16 protein-coding genes are annotated in these 14697 nt (G+C 69.2%); 9 read left to right on the top strand and 7 right to left on the bottom strand.

Features of this window, described 5'->3' with window-relative positions:
- Positions 1–20 precede the first annotated feature (20 nt).
- The 3 genes from ABG085_RS12880 to ABG085_RS12870 form a co-directional block, all read right to left on the bottom strand.
- Entirely contained in the window at positions 21–371 is a 351-nt protein-coding gene (locus ABG085_RS12880) for a gamma-glutamylcyclotransferase family protein (protein WP_347976132.1), read from the bottom strand.
- A gap of 110 nt (positions 372–481) precedes the next feature.
- Positions 482–1753 carry a DUF445 domain-containing protein gene (locus ABG085_RS12875; RefSeq protein WP_347976131.1) on the bottom strand — a complete coding sequence of 424 codons (1272 nt, stop codon included), beginning with the start codon at positions 1751–1753 and terminating at the stop codon, positions 482–484.
- Between the two features lie 104 nt (positions 1754–1857).
- On the bottom strand, positions 1858–3060 hold the full coding sequence (locus ABG085_RS12870) for an acyl-CoA dehydrogenase family protein (protein WP_347976130.1): 1203 nt from the start codon (positions 3058–3060) through the stop codon (positions 1858–1860).
- Here ABG085_RS12870 and ABG085_RS12865 point away from each other — a divergent pair.
- Positions 3059–4066 (top strand): TIGR00341 family protein, encoded by a 1008-nt coding sequence (locus ABG085_RS12865; protein ID WP_347976129.1) that lies wholly within the window; start codon positions 3059–3061, stop codon positions 4064–4066. The two genes, ABG085_RS12870 and ABG085_RS12865, sit on opposite strands and share 2 nt — an antisense overlap.
- A gap of 33 nt (positions 4067–4099) precedes the next feature.
- On the opposite strand, the gene ABG085_RS12860 is transcribed toward ABG085_RS12865, so the two are convergent.
- A complete protein-coding gene (locus ABG085_RS12860) occupies positions 4100–4858 on the bottom strand; it encodes an alpha/beta hydrolase (protein ID WP_347976128.1) in 759 nt (252 codons plus the stop codon).
- 65 nt (positions 4859–4923) lie between these two features.
- On the opposite strand from ABG085_RS12860, the gene ABG085_RS12855 reads away from it, so the two are divergent.
- Complete coding sequence (locus ABG085_RS12855; protein WP_347976127.1) at positions 4924–5328, top strand: pilus assembly protein CpaE; 405 nt, start codon at positions 4924–4926, stop codon at positions 5326–5328.
- Between the two features lie 24 nt (positions 5329–5352).
- On the opposite strand, the gene ABG085_RS12850 is transcribed toward ABG085_RS12855, so the two are convergent.
- The gene (locus tag ABG085_RS12850; RefSeq protein ID WP_347976126.1) at positions 5353–6561 is read right to left on the bottom strand and encodes an MFS transporter; all 1209 of its coding nucleotides are present in this window, start codon (positions 6559–6561) and stop codon (positions 5353–5355) included.
- A gap of 393 nt (positions 6562–6954) precedes the next feature.
- Between ABG085_RS12850 and nrdH the strand changes: the two genes are divergently transcribed.
- From nrdH to ABG085_RS12825, 5 genes are all read left to right on the top strand, one after another.
- The gene (nrdH, locus tag ABG085_RS12845) at positions 6955–7188 is read left to right on the top strand and encodes a glutaredoxin-like protein NrdH (RefSeq protein ID WP_163618574.1); all 234 of its coding nucleotides are present in this window, start codon (positions 6955–6957) and stop codon (positions 7186–7188) included.
- Positions 7189–7260: 72 nt separating this feature from the next.
- The gene (nrdI, locus tag ABG085_RS12840; protein WP_347976125.1) at positions 7261–7692 is read left to right on the top strand and encodes a class Ib ribonucleoside-diphosphate reductase assembly flavoprotein NrdI; all 432 of its coding nucleotides are present in this window, start codon (positions 7261–7263) and stop codon (positions 7690–7692) included.
- Positions 7677–9830 carry a class 1b ribonucleoside-diphosphate reductase subunit alpha gene (nrdE, locus tag ABG085_RS12835; RefSeq protein WP_347976124.1) on the top strand — a complete coding sequence of 718 codons (2154 nt, stop codon included), beginning with the start codon at positions 7677–7679 and terminating at the stop codon, positions 9828–9830. The genes nrdI and nrdE overlap by 16 nt, the downstream gene beginning before the upstream one ends.
- A gap of 28 nt (positions 9831–9858) precedes the next feature.
- The gene (gene nrdF, locus ABG085_RS12830) at positions 9859–10833 is read left to right on the top strand and encodes a class 1b ribonucleoside-diphosphate reductase subunit beta (protein ID WP_347976123.1); all 975 of its coding nucleotides are present in this window, start codon (positions 9859–9861) and stop codon (positions 10831–10833) included.
- Positions 10834–11404: 571 nt separating this feature from the next.
- Positions 11405–12022, top strand: a complete 618-nt coding sequence (locus ABG085_RS12825) for a hypothetical protein (RefSeq protein ID WP_347976122.1) — start codon at positions 11405–11407, stop codon at positions 12020–12022.
- Between the two features lie 3 nt (positions 12023–12025).
- Here ABG085_RS12825 and ABG085_RS12820 read toward each other — a convergent pair whose 3' ends face one another.
- A complete protein-coding gene (locus ABG085_RS12820; protein WP_347976121.1) occupies positions 12026–13156 on the bottom strand; it encodes a methyltransferase in 1131 nt (376 codons plus the stop codon).
- Between the two features lie 83 nt (positions 13157–13239).
- Between ABG085_RS12820 and ABG085_RS12815 the strand changes: the two genes are divergently transcribed.
- Together ABG085_RS12815 and ABG085_RS12810 are read left to right on the top strand one after the other, a co-directional pair.
- Entirely contained in the window at positions 13240–13671 is a 432-nt protein-coding gene (locus ABG085_RS12815; RefSeq protein WP_347976120.1) for a helix-turn-helix domain-containing protein, read from the top strand.
- A gap of 39 nt (positions 13672–13710) precedes the next feature.
- Positions 13711–14175, top strand: a complete 465-nt coding sequence (locus tag ABG085_RS12810) for a DUF3817 domain-containing protein (RefSeq protein ID WP_347976119.1) — start codon at positions 13711–13713, stop codon at positions 14173–14175.
- 115 nt (positions 14176–14290) lie between these two features.
- Here the strand turns inward: ABG085_RS12810 and ABG085_RS12805 are convergent, their stop codons facing one another.
- On the bottom strand, positions 14291–14662 hold the full coding sequence (locus ABG085_RS12805) for a GNAT family N-acetyltransferase (protein WP_163618581.1): 372 nt from the start codon (positions 14660–14662) through the stop codon (positions 14291–14293).
- Positions 14663–14697 lie beyond the last annotated feature (35 nt).

Below are 14697 nucleotides of genomic sequence, written 5' to 3'. Positions count from 1 at the left end.
GTCTCGACGCTACCTGCCCGTCAGGCGCCGACGTAGACCCATGCGGCGCGCCCGCTCGCCAGCACGACGGCGACCCGCCGGTAGAGCGCCACCTCGTACTCGTCGGACGCGTCGAGCTCGTCCTCGGTGACGGCGAGCGCCCGGCCGACGACCTTGTCGAGCGGGTTGCCGGTGGCTCGCACGATGGGGTGCACCGAGAGCCCCGATAGGTCGACGACGCGGGTGTCCTCGATCTCCGCGTAGTCGACGGTGTAGCCCGGCAGCGCGTCGTCGTCGCCGTCGACGAGGCGACCGAAGGTGTCGAGCTGCACGTCGGGGTGCTGAAGGGTCCCGTAGCTGAACAGGTACTGGAGGGGCTCGTCCACCGACACGGCATCAGGGTAACGCGCGGCCCCGCCGCGATCCCCGGTCTTCACGCAGTCTTAACACGCGTGCTCCACGCGCTCCACGCGCGCTCCACACGCGCGTCGCCGCGCCCGGGTCAGCCGAGCAGCGCGTGCGCGATCGAGAAGATCGCGAGGCCGGCCAGCGCACCGACGATCGTGCCGTTGAGCCTGATGTACTGCAGGTCGCGTCCGACCATGAGCTCGATCTTCTCGGTCGTCTCGGCCGGATCCCACCGCTCGACGGTGTCGGTGATGATCGACGCGATGTCGTGGCGGTACCGGTCGACGAGGAACACGGCGGCGTCGATGACCCAGGTGTCCACGCGGCGCTGCAGCGCGGCATCCGTCGTCAGCCGTCCGCCGACCTCGGCCAGCGCCTCGGTGCCCCGCCGCCGCAGTCCGCTCTCGGGATCGGCGAGGGAGCGCAGCAGACCCGCCTTGGCGGTGGCCCAGACCTCGCCGGCGAGTTCGCGGACACGCGGACTGTCGAAGACCGCGAGCTTGGCGTCCTCGAAGCGCCCGATCGTCGCGGGGTCGTGCTGCAGGTTCTCGGCGAGCCGCGTCAGGTAGCCGTCGATCGCGACGCGGGCCGGATGCTGCGGATCGCGCCGCACCGCGGCGACGAACTTCACGGCCTCGTTGTAGACGGTGTCGTCGACGAACCGGTGCGCGATCGATGGCACCCAAGCCGGCAGGCGACGCGAGATGACGCCGTTGAACGCGACCTGGTTGGCGTCCAGCCACGCGGCGATGGTGTCGTTCGCGAGGTCGACCGCGCCGTGGTGCCCGCCCGCGTCGATGAGGCGGCCGAGCCATTCGCCGAGCGGCGGTCCCCACTCCGGGGCGATGAGGTGCTCGCGCGCGAGCTCCTCGATCAGATCGCGCACGTCGTCGTCGCTCAGAGCCTGCAGCACGCTGCTCGCCATCACGGATGCCTCGGCCGCGACGCGCTCGGCATGCTCGGGCTGGCTCAGCCATTCGCCGAGCCGCGCGGCGATCGAGGTCTGCTCGAGTTTGGCGCGCACCACGTCGCCGCGCAGGAACTCGGTCTCGACGAACTCGCCCAGCGTCTGGCCGATCTCGTCCTTGCGGCTCGGGATGATGGCCGTGTGCGGAATCGGGATGCCGAGCGGATGCCGGAACAGCGCCGTCACCGCGAACCAGTCGGCGAGTGCGCCGACCATGCCGCCCTCCGCCGCGGCGCGCACGTAGGCGAGGGCGGGGACGTCCTGCTGGAACGCGAACGAGAACGCGAACAGCACCGCCATGAACACCAGCGCCCCGAGGGCGACGCCCTTCATGGTGCGCAGGCCCCGTCGGCGCTCCTGGTCGGCGGGGCTCAGCAGATGGGTCGGGGTCCTCGCCATGGGGTCATCCTCGCACGCGCCCGCCGGGCGGGGGCCTTACGCCTCGAGGCTTGCGGCGAGCTCGTCGCACCAGGTAAGGGCGAGGAGGGCGGAGCCCAATCGGCTCAGTCCTGGAGCGGGCCGAGCCAGGCCGTCGCAACGGTGGAGTGCGCCGACTCCGGGTCGGACGGGTGGAAGAGCCCCGCGAGCACGTCGCGGTAGAGCCGGCTCAGCTCGTTGCCCGAGAAGTACGACGAGCCTCCGGCGACCAGCACGGCGTCGTCGACGATCGACTTCGCCGCTGTGACCGCACGGTGCTTGACCCCGGCGAGCAGTGAGAACCACTGCGCGCCGTGGTCGGCGACCTCGTCGACGTCGCGCGCGAGCGTCTCGATCTGCGGCGGCAGCGCGTCGTACGCGAGCGCCATGTCGGCGATGCGCCAGCGGATGTCGGGGTCCTGGCTGTACGCCTTGCCGGTGCGCTTCGAGGTGCGCGTGCCTGCCGCCGCCACGGCGAGATCCAGCGCCCGTCGCGCGATGCCGGTGTACACGGAGGCGAGCAGCAGCTCGAAGACGCTGAAGATGCCGAACACCAGCGGGTCGGGGTTGGGCCCCGGCGCGAGCCGACGCACCACCCGGTCCGCCGGCGCCACCGCATCGCGCAGCTCGGTGGTGCGGGACTGCGTGCCGCGCATGCCGAGGGTGTCCCAGTCGTCGCGCACCACCACGCGGCCCACCCCCACCTCCGATCGCGGCACGAACGCGTAGACCATGCGTGGTGCGTCCTCGGACGACGTGTCGAGGCCGTGCAGGCCCAGCTGCGTCCACACGGGCGCGAGCGAGGTGAAGATCTTGGTGCCTGTGAACGAGTAGCCGCCGTCGGGCAGGGGCGCGGCATCCGTCCCGCTGCCGAACAGCACGAGATCGTTGCCGGCCTCGCTGATGCCGAACGCGAACACCTCTCCGGCCGCCGCGCCCTCCTGCACGAACCGCAGCGCGTCGATGCCGCGATCCGCCAGCACCTTGGCGACGCCGGTCCACACCAGGTGCATGTTGATCGCGAGCGCCGTCGCCGGCGCGGCGCCCGCCAGACGCTGCTGGAGGACGGATGCCTCGGCCAGGCCCAGCCCTGCACCGCCGAGCTCGCGAGGCACGAGGATCGCCAGGTAACCGGCATCCTTCAGGTCTGCCAGATCGTCGTCGGGGAACGTGTTCTCGCGGTCGTGCACGGCCGCCCGGGCGCGGAAGCGCTCGAGGAGTTCGTCCGGGAGGAAGTCGGCGGCATCGATGGGAGTCACCCCGCCATTCTTACGCCATGATGTGCCCATGGCGACGCTCTCCCAGATGCTGCAGACGCTGATCCCCGCGACGCAGCGGCAGACGGCGGCCGACGTCACCGAAGCGCTCGACCTCGGGTCCGGGGACCGGGCCGGCAAGCGCAGCGGGTTCCTCATCATGCTGACGCTCGCCGGGATCATCGCGATCGCGGGCGTGCTGACCGATTCGACGGCGACGGTCATCGGCGCGATGATCATCGCGCCGCTGGGCACGCCGATCCTCGGCATCGGCCTCGGCATCGTCCGAGGGCACCTCAGCCTCGTGGTGCGGTCGATCCTCTGGGTGCTCCTCGGCGTGGCCATCGTGATCGTCCTGGGGCTCGCGTTCTCGGTCTTCGTCTCCACGCCGGAGAGCCTGGAGACGAACTCCCAGGTCGTGGGCCGCACGTCGCCGAGCTTCATGGACCTGGTGGCGGCGCTCGCCACCGGGTTCGCGGGCGGCTTCGCCATGTGCCGCAAGGACTTGAGCGCCATCCTCCCCGGCGTCGCCATCGCGATCTCGCTCGTTCCCCCGCTCGGCGTGGTCGGCGTGTGCGCGGGACAGGGTCTCTGGACGGACGCCCTGGGCGCGCTGTGGCTGTTCCTCTCCAACGTGGTCGCCCTCGTCATCGCGGGGAGCATCGTCTTCACCCTCGCCGGGTACGCCCGCGATCCGGGGTCATCGCCGGTGGCCAACCGCCGCCGCGCCTACACCATCGTCACCGTGCTGGCGGTCGTCATCACGATCCCGCTGGTCGTCAACTCGGTCGTCTCGGTGGCGCTCGCGCGGTGGTCGGTCGGCATCCAGGACGCCGCCACGCAGTGGCTCGCCGACGAGGAGGGCGCCCGCGTCTACGGCGTGGACTGGTCGGGCGCGACGGCGACGATCGAGGTCACGACCGGCGACGGCGAGGCCCCGCCCGTCGACGACCTGCAGAAGGCGATCGCGCAGATCGTCCCCGCATTCGTCGGCGTGGTCGTCGATGTGGGCCAGGGCGTCGAGATCCCTGTGCAGTAGGCCGGACGTTCGCAGGTCCGGCTCGTCGCATCGTCAGGCCAGCGCGGCGTGCAGCGCCTCGATCGTCGCCTCGGGCCGGTCGCGATGCGGCGAGTGGCCCGCATCGGGCACCACCGACACGGTGAACACGGGGTTGCGGGAGACGGCCGATTCGGCGGGCTTGCCGCGGAAGATCGAGTACACGTGAGGGTCGGACGCGATGACCTGGGTGGGCACGCTCACGCGGAGCGCGGCATCCGTCACGTCCCAGCGCGGGTTCTGCGCGCTGGTCTGCTCGACCGCCCACCGGCTCGCCTGCTGCGCCGACAGCGCCTTCAGCTCGATGTCCTGCGGGTGCCAGTGCGGGTGCTCGGCACGCACCGCCTCCTCGGTCGGGTCGTCGAACGAGCGGGTCTGGCTGTTGCGGACGATGTCGCGATCCCGGTCGGTGAGCGAGATCGCCGGGTCGATGAGGACGAGCCGGCGCGTCCACGACGCATCCTCTGCGGCCGCCAGGACGGATGCCGCACCCCCGAGCGAATGCCCGATCACCAGGTCCCACGGCTCGCCGTCGCCGGCGCGGGTCGCCGCGACATCGGCGCCGTAGGCGGCCAGCGTGTAGTCGAGCGCACGCGGGGCGGCGCCGTGTCCACGGAGGTCCACGGCATCCGCTCGCCATCCGGCATCGGCGAGGGCGACGCCGTAGCGCCACATCAGCGCGCCGTTCGAGCCGAGGCCGTGGATGAGCAGTGCGCGGCGCTCGGCGGAGGGCGAGCCCCACGACAGACGGGGGAGGGCGACGGGGCTTGGCATACTCTCAGCCTAGAAGTGCGGCCCCGGCCGTCTCGGCGCACGGCAGGATGGGAACGGGGGTTGGCATGATCTCGACGGAACTGGCAGTGGCGCTGCGCGACGCGGGCCTGGTGTGGCATCCCCACTCGGGTGACCGGTTCCAGCTCGACGAGCCGGAGTTCGAGGCCGACGTCTTCACGGTCAGCGAGATGACCATCGAGCCGCGGGAGTACCCGACCGGGCGCATCCTCGCCTTCAACGGCACCACCGAATGGGCACTGGATTCGGTCGCTCTCGAGGACGCGCTGTGGCTGCCGCACGAGCACCAGCTGCGCGAGCTGCTGCGCGGCGCCTTCCGAGGGCTCCGGCGCCTGCCCGACACCCACGAGGTGGAGATCGTCATGGGCGGCGAGCGGCGCGTGTTCGAGCACCCCGAACCCGCCGACGCCTACGGCCTCGCCCTGCTGGAGCTGCTGCGGCGCCTGGAGTGAAGCCGGCGTGACCCTCGGCCGGGCTCAGCGGATCGTCGCCACCGGCTCGGTGTCGGGGATCGGGCTCGCGCCTCGGACGCGGAGATCGGGCAGGCCCCGTGCGAAGACGATCGCGACCAGCAGCGCGGCCGCGCAGAACGCCGCGGCCGCGAGGTAGGCCGCCGTCACGCCGCCCGGGCCGTCGATGAGGAGGCCTGCCACGGCCGAGCCGGCGGCCGCGCCGATGAGCTGACCGGTGCCCACCCATCCGAAGGCCTCGGCGGTGTCGCTGAACTTCACGCTCGCGGTCGTCACCGCCGAGAGCACGGCGAGGGCCGGCGCGATGCCGATGCCGGCCACGAACAGCGTGGCGCCGATCCACCACACGTTGATCCACAGGCCGGTCAGGGCCAGCCCGATCGCGACCACGGTCAGCCGTCGCGCCAGCGCCCAGCGCCCCATCGGCAGGTGCCCGAACGCGAAGCCGCCGGCGAGGCTGCCGATCGAGAACACCGCGAGCACGAGCCCGGCCTCCAGGCCACCGTGGTCGAACGTCGCCACGACGCTCGCCTCGACCGCGGCGAACGAGCCGATGAGGAGGAAGCCGACGACGGTCGCGAGCAGGATCGGCGGGCGGGTGAGCACCGTGCCGAAGGAGCGCTTGCTGCGCGGGATGCGGACCCGGCCGACCTCGGGGGAGAGGATGAACCACGCGCCGCCGCCGACCAGGAACAGCACCAGCAGCATCAAGCCGACGACGGTGCCGGACTGCGTCGCGACGAAGGTGATGAGCACCGGGGCGAGGATCCAGATGACCTCCTGCAGGGAGGCGTCGAGCGAGTACAGCGCCGTGAGCTGCGTCGAGTTGACCATCTTGGCGTAGATCGTGCGGACCGCCGCCACGATCGGCGGCGTCGATGCCCCGGCGATGAAGCCCAGCACGAGGTACACCGGCACCGGCGCGACGAGGAAGGCGATCGCCAGCAGGGATGCCGCCGACACGGCTGTCGTGAGCGTCAGCACGCGACGCATGCCCCAGCGGCCCATCCAGCGGCTCGTGACCGGGCCCGCCAGCGCCTGGCCGATCGACACGGCGGCCAGCACGATGCCCGCGGCCCCGTAGGAGCCGGTGATCCCCTCGATGTGCAGGAGGATCACGAGGCTGATCATCCCGTTCGGGAAGCGCGCGGTCAGCTGTGCCGCGATGATGCGGGCGACCCCGGGGGTGCGCAGAAGATCCCGGTAGCCGGCCACCCGACAACGCTACGCCACGGCCTGGGCCGCACGTCACGCGGGGCAGGTGCCGCGACACGGCCGCGACACGCCGCGACACGCCGGAGGGCTTCTCCACAGGCGGATCCGATGTCGGACCCCGGATCTACCGTCGTGCCTGTGGAGGGATGCGGCCGTGGCGTCCGAAAGCCCCGTGATCCTGGACTTTTCCAGATCCTCCGGGCTGTGGATGAATCCGTGGAGAACCTGTGTTGTACATGGGGAGAACGGTGGAAAATGACACTGATGTAACTACTAGCCCTTGTGGTGCTATCGGATGTCGGTACCCATATGTAGTATTGGACTCCCGGTGGGGGGACTACCGGGAAGAGCACCGGATGCCACCGGGGGAAGCACTGAGGAGACGGAATCGACATGGCCATCACGGTTTACACGAAGCCCGCGTGCGTGCAGTGCACGGCGACGTATCGAGCACTCGATTCCAAGGGGATCGAGTACGAAATCCACGATCTCTCCGAGGACCCGTCGGCCCTCGAGCAGGTCAAGGCGCTGGGGTACCTCCAGGCGCCGGTCGTCATCACGGATGAAGACCACTGGTCGGGCTTTCGTCCCGACAAGATCGACGAACTCGCAGCCCGGCTCGCGTAGTTCGGCGCAGCGCGCCCGTCCGTCTCGACGGAGCTCGACGACCCGACGGGTGCACCCGAGCAGGGGGGCGTCATGGGTGTCGTAGCAACGCAGGCACCGCTGCTGGTCTACTTCTCGAGCGTGTCGGGCAACACCGCGCGCTTCATCGAGAAGCTCGGAGCCCGCGCGCTCCGGATCCCGCTGCATGCGACCGATCCGGCGCTCGTCGTCGACGAGCCGTACGTCCTCGTGACACCGACCTATGGCGGAGGCCAGGGGCGCGGCGTCGAGAAGGGCGCCGTTCCCAAGCAGGTGATCCGGTTCCTCAACGATGAGCGCAACCGGCGCCTCATCCGCGGAGTGATCTCCGCGGGGAACACCAACTTCGGCGAGCACTTCTGTCTCGCCGGCGACATCATCAGCCGCAAGTGCCACGTGCCGCACTTGTACCGGCTCGAAGTATTCGGCACGCCTGAAGATGTGGAACGCGTGAACGCGGGATTGGAACGATGGTGGGAACTCTGACGCAGACCGACTTCAAGACGGAGGCACGCTTCGAGGGCATGGATTATCACGCCCTCAACGCGATGCTCAACCTCTATGACGCCGACGGCAAGATCCAGTTCGGGGCCGACAAGCGTGCGGCGCGGGAGTACTTCCTGCAGCACGTGAACCAGAACACGGTGTTCTTCCACTCCCTCAAGGAGCGCTTGGACTACCTGGTCGAGAAGGAGTACTACGAGGGCGCTGTGCTGGAGAAGTACTCGTTCGAGTACATCCAGAAGCTCAACGACCTGGCGTACTCGAAGAAGTTCCGGTTCGAGACGTTCCTCGGGGCGTTCAAGTACTACACGAGCTACACGCTGAAGACGTTCGACGGCAAGCGGTACCTCGAGCGCTTCGAGGACCGCGTCGTGATGACGGCGCTCGCGCTGGCGGACGGTGACGAGAAGCTCGCCACCGCCCTCGTCGAGGAGATCATCTCGGGTCGGTTCCAGCCGGCGACGCCCACCTTCCTCAACGCCGGCAAGGCGCAGCGCGGAGAGCTGGTGTCGTGCTTCCTGCTGCGCATCGAAGACAACATGGAGTCGATCGCCCGCGGCATCAACTCCGCGCTGCAGCTGTCCAAGCGCGGCGGCGGCGTGGCGCTGCTGCTGTCGAACATCCGCGAGTCGGGTGCGCCGATCAAGCAGATCGAGAACCAGTCGAGCGGCATCATCCCCGTGATGAAGCTCCTCGAAGACTCATTCTCGTACGCCAACCAGCTGGGTGCGCGTCAGGGCGCCGGCGCGGTCTACCTCAGCGCGCACCACCCCGACATCCTGCGCTTCCTCGACACCAAGCGTGAGAACGCCGACGAGAAGATCCGCATCAAGACGCTGTCGCTCGGCGTCGTCATCCCCGACATCACGTTCGAGCTCGCCAAGAACGGCGAGGACATGTACCTGTTCTCGCCGTACGACGTCGAGCGTGTCTACGGCGTGCCGTTCGGCGACATCTCGGTGACCGAGAAGTACCGCGAGATGGTCGACGACCCGCGCATCAAGAAGACCAAGATCAACGCGCGCGAGTTCTTCCAGACCCTCGCCGAGATCCAGTTCGAGTCGGGCTACCCGTACATCATGTTCGAGGACACGGTGAACAAGGCCAACCCGATCAAGGGCCGGATCAACATGTCCAACCTGTGCTCCGAGATCCTCCAGGTGAACACGCCCACCACGTTCAACGAGGACCTCTCCTACGCCCAGATCGGCAAGGACATCTCGTGCAACCTGGGATCGCTCAACATCGCGCTGGCGATGGACGGCGGTGACCTGGCGCAGACCGTGGACACCAGCATCCGTGCCCTCACCGCGGTGAGCGACCAGAGCCACATCCGCTCGGTGCGCTCGATCGAGGACGGCAACGACCGCTCGCACGCCATCGGCCTCGGCCAGATGAACCTGCACGGCTACCTCGCCCGCGAGCACGTCTACTACGGGTCGGAAGAGGGTGTCGACTTCACGAACATCTACTTCTACTCGATCCTGTTCCACGCGCTGCGCGCGTCGAACAAGATCGCCATCGAGCGCGGCGAGACGTTCGACGGGTTCGCCGACTCGACCTACGCGTCGGGCGAGTTCTTCGACAAGTACATCGAGCAGGAGTGGGTGCCCGCGACCGACAAGGTCAAGGAGATGTTCGCCGGTCACCACATCCCCACGCAGGACGACTGGCGCGAGCTGAAGGCCTCGATCCAGCAGCACGGCATCTACAACCAGAACCTGCAGGCGGTGCCGCCGACCGGCTCGATCTCGTACATCAACAACTCGACGAGCTCGATCCACCCGATCGCGGCGAAGGTCGAGATCCGCAAGGAAGGCAAGCTCGGCCGCGTCTACTACCCGGCGGCGTTCATGACGAACGACAACCTGGAGTACTACCAGGACGCCTACGAGATCGGCTACGAGAAGGTCATCGACACGTACGCCGCGGCCACCCAGCACGTCGACCAGGGCCTGTCGCTCACGCTGTTCTTCAAGGACACCGCGACCACGCGCGACATCAACAAGGCTCAGATCTACGCCTGGCGCAAGGGCATCAAGACGATCTACTACATCCGCCTGCGTCAGATGGCACTGGAGGGCACGGACATGTCCGAATGCGTCTCCTGCACGCTGTGACGCTGATCCGGACTTCGAAAGAGGAGAGATGAGCGAGAAGCTCCAGCTCCTGGACCACGTCCAGGCCATCAACTGGAACCGCATCCAGGACGACAAGGACCTCGAGGTGTGGAACCGCCTCGTGAACAACTTCTGGCTGCCCGAGAAGGTGCCGCTGTCGAACGACATCCAGTCGTGGAACACGCTGACGCCCGACGAGCAGACACTCACGATGCGGGTGTTCACGGGTCTGACCCTGCTCGACACGATCCAGGGCACGGTGGGCGCGGTCTCGCTCATCCCCGACGCGCTGACGCCGCACGAGGAGGCCGTCTACACGAACATCGCGTTCATGGAGTCGGTGCACGCGAAGTCGTACTCGTCGATCTTCTCGACGCTGTGCTCGACGAAGGAGATCGACGAGGCGTTCCGCTGGTCGGTCGAGAATCCGAACCTTCAGAAGAAGGCTCAGATCGTCATGGAGTACTACCGCGGCGACGAGCCCCTCAAGCGCAAGGTCGCATCGACCCTGCTCGAGAGCTTCCTGTTCTACTCGGGCTTCTACCTGCCGATGCACTGGTCCAGCCGCGCGAAGCTCACCAACACGGCCGACCTCATCCGCCTCATCATCCGCGATGAGGCCGTCCACGGCTACTACATCGGCTACAAGTTCCAGAAGGGCCTCGAGAAGGTCGACGAGGCCACGCGCAACGAGATCAAGGACTACACGTTCTCGCTGCTGTACGAGCTCTACGACAACGAGATCCAGTACACGCAGGACCTCTACGACGGCGTCGGCCTGACCGAGGACGTCAAGAAGTTCCTGCACTACAACGCCAACAAGGCCCTCATGAACCTGGGCTATGAGGCGATGTTCCCCTCGACCGTCACCGACGTGAACCCGGCGATCCTGTCGGCCCTGTCACCGAACGCCGACGAGAACCACGACTTCTTCTCGGGGTCGGGCTCGTCGTACGTCATCGGCAAGGCCGAGGCCACCGAAGACGAGGACTGGGACTTTTGACGCGATGCGGATCAATGCGAGCGCCAGCGAGCGTTGATGCGCGTCGGGTAAAGGTTGAGTAGCGAGGAACGAGCGTATCGAAACCCCGCCGCGAACGTAGGAATGGGACGGATGCCGCGACCCGCGGCATCCGTCCTCTCTTTCGTGGCGGCGGCCCGGGCAGAAAGCGTGCGAAGTCGCGTAATAGACGGCCGTCGATGCTGTCTCTTGAGTGGGGGATGCGCCGGAGCCCCGGTCCGGCACCCCGGCCGTGGGTCCCGAGCCCCCGGCTACCGGGGGCGCCGGCATTCTCGCGTCGGCCCCCCGGTCAATCTCTCGCCTCGCGGCGACCGGCTCCCGGTTGAGCTTCTGATCCCCGTCCGGCACCGCCGTGAAAGCCGAATTGCGCCGGAACAGGTGACACGGAGCCCCCGCGTTCCTACAGTTGTGACAACGGCGTCCGGCTGTGGGAACCGGCGCCGGCAGTGCACGCGGTGAAAGGGGAGCTTGCGTGGACAGTGAAGTGCGTCCGACAGGGGTTTCCGCACCCGCGCCCGCGGCGGAACCGGCGGCCGCTCCTGCGGCTGCGGCCGTGACGCGCGGCACCCTGGTGTGGTTCGGACTGGGGTTCGTGCTCCTCTCGTTCTTCGCGGCATTCCTCGGCTCGTGGCTCGCGCGATCGGTGGACACGGCCGAGCCGGCGCCGTCGGCGTCGGTGTCTGCGACCCCGGCGCCCGACTACGAGGAGGCGCTCGCCGAGATCCTGCCGGCCGGGTCGGCCGTCCGGGCAGGATCGGGTGCCCCGGAGTCGGGCAAGGGGTATGAGGGTGACGTCTACATCGACGTCCTCACCGCCGATGTGTATCTCTTCCAGGACGACTGGACCTTCGTCGGCAACATCCGTCAGTCCGCGGCCGAGAACCTCACCGGCGAGCAGGGGCCGGAGGGCGCCCCAGGCGCGCAGGGTCCGCAGGGGGAGCAGGGTGAGCAGGGCGAGCAGGGTGAGCAGGGCGAGGAGGGACCGAGCGGAGCGCCCGGGGCACCGGGCACCCAGGTGACGCTCGGCACGGCGGCCCCCGAGGAGACCGACTGCACCGCGGACGGCGACGTGTTCATCGACACCGTAGCGGTGGAGTTCTACGAGTGCGCCGACGGCGCCTGGGCGCTGTTCGGCCCGACACCGGAGCCGTCGCCCGCGGCGACCGACTAACCGTCAGTGCCGGGTCGAGGCGGTCACGGTGAACTTCGCGTTGCGCGCGATCTGCCGGGTCGGCCCCACGGTGTTCTCGAGCGCCTGCCGGTAGCGCAGGCCCGAGTTCCACACCGTCCACAGCTCCCCGCCGGGACGCAGCACGCGCGCGGCCTCGGCGAACATCCGCGGTGCGATGCCCTCGTGGACGGCTGATCCCGAGTGGAACGGCGGATTGAGTGCGATGAACGACGCGCTGCCGTCGGGCTGCCCGCCGAGCATGTCATCCCGCACCACGTCGACGCGCTCCTCCACCCCGTTCGCCCGCGCCGTCGCTGTCGCCGAGGCGACGGCCGCGGCCGACTGATCCGTCGCCAGAATGCGGAGATCGGGATGCCGCAGCGCCAACGCGACAGCGATCACCCCGGTGCCGCACGCGAAGTCGATCACCGCTCCGGGCCCGTGGAGGAGCCGGGGCAGCTGGTCGGTGTCGGCCGGCAGATGGTCGAGCAGGAGCCGCGTGCCGATGTCGATCGACGACCCCGCGAACGCTCCGCCGAAGGCGCACACCACGATGCCGTCGTGGGACGCCTGGAGAGGCGCGGGATCACGGCCGTCGTGGGGCTCGCGCGCCACGAGGACGCGGGACTTCTGCCGCGCATGGCTGACGTCGAGCCTGGCGAAGCTCTCGCGCAGGACGTCGTTCATCCCGAGCGTCATGTGCTTGATGCGCCCGCCGGCGAAGACGACGACGTCCGGTTCCGCATGTGCGGCGATGAGTCCCGCGATGTCGCGCAGCGCCTCGAGCGACCGGGGCAGGCGGACCAGCACCACTCGTGCGCCACGCACCAGATCCGCCCCGAGCGGAAGCGACGCGAATGCATCGGCGAGCGCGAACCGCTCGGCGTTGGCGGCCAGCGCTCGCTCGCCCGTGAGCGGGTCCTGATGGACACGGATGCCGCGGCCGCCGTCCGCCGCCGCACCGAGGGTGAGTGCGCCGTAGCCGTCGCCGATCACCGTGAGTTCGCCGTCCTCGACGCCGGCACGCGCAGCGGCGGATTCGTCGAGGAGCAGCCGGTCCGCGGCATCCGTCGCCACGAGGCCCGGAGCCTCGACGTCGGGCCAGCGGCGCAGACCGTCGAGTGAGAACGTCACGGTCCCACGGTAGCGGGCGGGCGATCGCACCGGAGACGGGCGAATGCGCCGCGTCGCGCGGCACCCGGGCTAGCATTCAGCACATGTCCGAGCGCGCGTTCAGTCCCGTCATCTCACTGCTGACGGTCGCGAGTGTCTGGGACGGCCACCTCGGTGCAGAGCTGCGCGACCTCGGGCTCACCACCCGCAAGTACGCGCTCCTGGCCCACATCGAGGCGACGCCGGGCATCTCGTTCAGCGAGCTCTCGCGGCGCTCCCAGATCACCGTCCAGTCGGCCCACACCGCCGTGCAGACCCTCGTCGCCGACGGGCTCGTCGAGGACGCCACGAAGCACGCCGGCTCGGCGTCCGACCTGCGGGTCACCGCGCGGGGGAGTGACGTGCTGGAGGCGGCGCAGCAGCGCCTCGCCGCCCTCGACGCCGCCCTCACCCGCGACGCCCCCACCCTGGCGATCGCCCTGCAGGGGTTGCACGAGCAGCCGTACGGCGCGGACGGCGCGCCGACGCCCCGCTGACCTTCAGGTTGACTGAAGTCTTTCAGTTAGGCTGAAGGTGTGTTCCGCAACCCCCACACCCTCTTCCGTGCGCTCGCGATCGCCGAGGCGATCTCGTGGACGCTCCTCATCGGGGGCCTCGTCCTCCGCGCCACCACCGGCTGGGCCCTCGGCGTCACGATCGGCGGCGGTATCCACGGCTTCGTCTTCCTGTCGTACGGCGCCACGGCGATCCTCGTCGCGCTGAACAACCGCTGGCGCGCGTGGCCCACCGTGGTCGCGCTGGTCAGTGCCCTCATCCCGTACGCCACCATCCCCGCCGAGCTGTGGCTGCAGCGCAGCGGTCGGCTGGCCGGCGCCTGGCGCCTCGAGCCGACCGACGACCCGCGCGACGGCGCCTGGTACGACCGGCTCATGCGGTGGTTCCTGCGGCGCCCGTGGGTGCTCGGCGCGCTCATCGCCCTCGCCGTGGTGGCGCTGTTCGTCGTGCTGCTGATCCTCGGGCCGCCGGGCGGCCGCGACTGACGCTCGCCGCCGGGCCGTGAAGCGCCCCGTCGCGCGCGCCCGATAGCCCAGTCGCGCGCCCCGGTAGCTCAGTCGCGCGCACCCGATAGCTCAGTCGCGCGCGCGCGCCGATGGCTCAGTCGCGCGGCGGGAGCTGCTGCAGCGTCCAGGTGTTGCCGTCGGGGTCATCGAACTGCACGAACCGGCCCCAGCCCTGTTCGTCGACGCCGCGCGCCTCCACGCCCACGTTCCGCAGGTGGGCGAGCGCCTCGTCGGCGTCGGGGACGACGACCTGGATCGTGTTCTGGCGACCCGGCTCGAGGTCGTTGCCGAGCCCCGTGCCGAATGCGATCGAGCAGGCCGAACCGGGCGGCGTCATCTGCACGAACCGCAAGCCCTCGAAGGGGACCTGGTCGTGGTCGGCGTGGAATCCGATCCGCTCATAGAACTCCTTCGCCCGGTCGACGTCGGTGACGGGCACGAAGATGAGCTCGATCTTCCAGTCCATGGTTCTCTCCTCTGAGCGCGGTTCCCCCGAGTCAC

The organism is Microbacterium sp. ProA8 (assembly GCF_039905635.1).
Classification (GTDB): Bacteria; Actinomycetota; Actinomycetes; order Actinomycetales; family Microbacteriaceae; genus Microbacterium; species Microbacterium chionoecetis.
The sequence above is the reverse complement of the archived record's forward strand: the minus strand, read 5'-3'. Positions and strand labels throughout refer to the sequence as shown.

Bases quoted from the DNA above. Each gene is read 5' to 3' on its own strand.
- ABG085_RS12875 (WP_347976131.1), bottom strand. From the start codon at position 1,753: ATGGCGAGGACCCCGACCCATCTGCTGAGCCCCGCCGACCAGGAGCGC.
- ABG085_RS12865 (WP_347976129.1), top strand. From the start codon at position 3,059: ATGGCGACGCTCTCCCAGATGCTGCAGACGCTGATCCCCGCGACGCAG.
- ABG085_RS12870 (WP_347976130.1), bottom strand. From the start codon at position 3,060: ATGGGCACATCATGGCGTAAGAATGGCGGGGTGACTCCCATCGATGCC.
- ABG085_RS12860 (WP_347976128.1), bottom strand. From the start codon at position 4,858: ATGCCAAGCCCCGTCGCCCTCCCCCGTCTGTCGTGGGGCTCGCCCTCC.
- ABG085_RS12855 (WP_347976127.1), top strand. From the start codon at position 4,924: ATGATCTCGACGGAACTGGCAGTGGCGCTGCGCGACGCGGGCCTGGTG.
- nrdH (WP_163618574.1), top strand. From the start codon at position 6,955: ATGGCCATCACGGTTTACACGAAGCCCGCGTGCGTGCAGTGCACGGCG.
- nrdI (WP_347976125.1), top strand. From the start codon at position 7,261: ATGGGTGTCGTAGCAACGCAGGCACCGCTGCTGGTCTACTTCTCGAGC.
- nrdE (WP_347976124.1), top strand. From the start codon at position 7,677: ATGGTGGGAACTCTGACGCAGACCGACTTCAAGACGGAGGCACGCTTC.
- nrdF (WP_347976123.1), top strand. From the start codon at position 9,859: ATGAGCGAGAAGCTCCAGCTCCTGGACCACGTCCAGGCCATCAACTGG.
- ABG085_RS12815 (WP_347976120.1), top strand. From the start codon at position 13,240: ATGTCCGAGCGCGCGTTCAGTCCCGTCATCTCACTGCTGACGGTCGCG.
- ABG085_RS12805 (WP_163618581.1), bottom strand. From the start codon at position 14,662: ATGGACTGGAAGATCGAGCTCATCTTCGTGCCCGTCACCGACGTCGAC.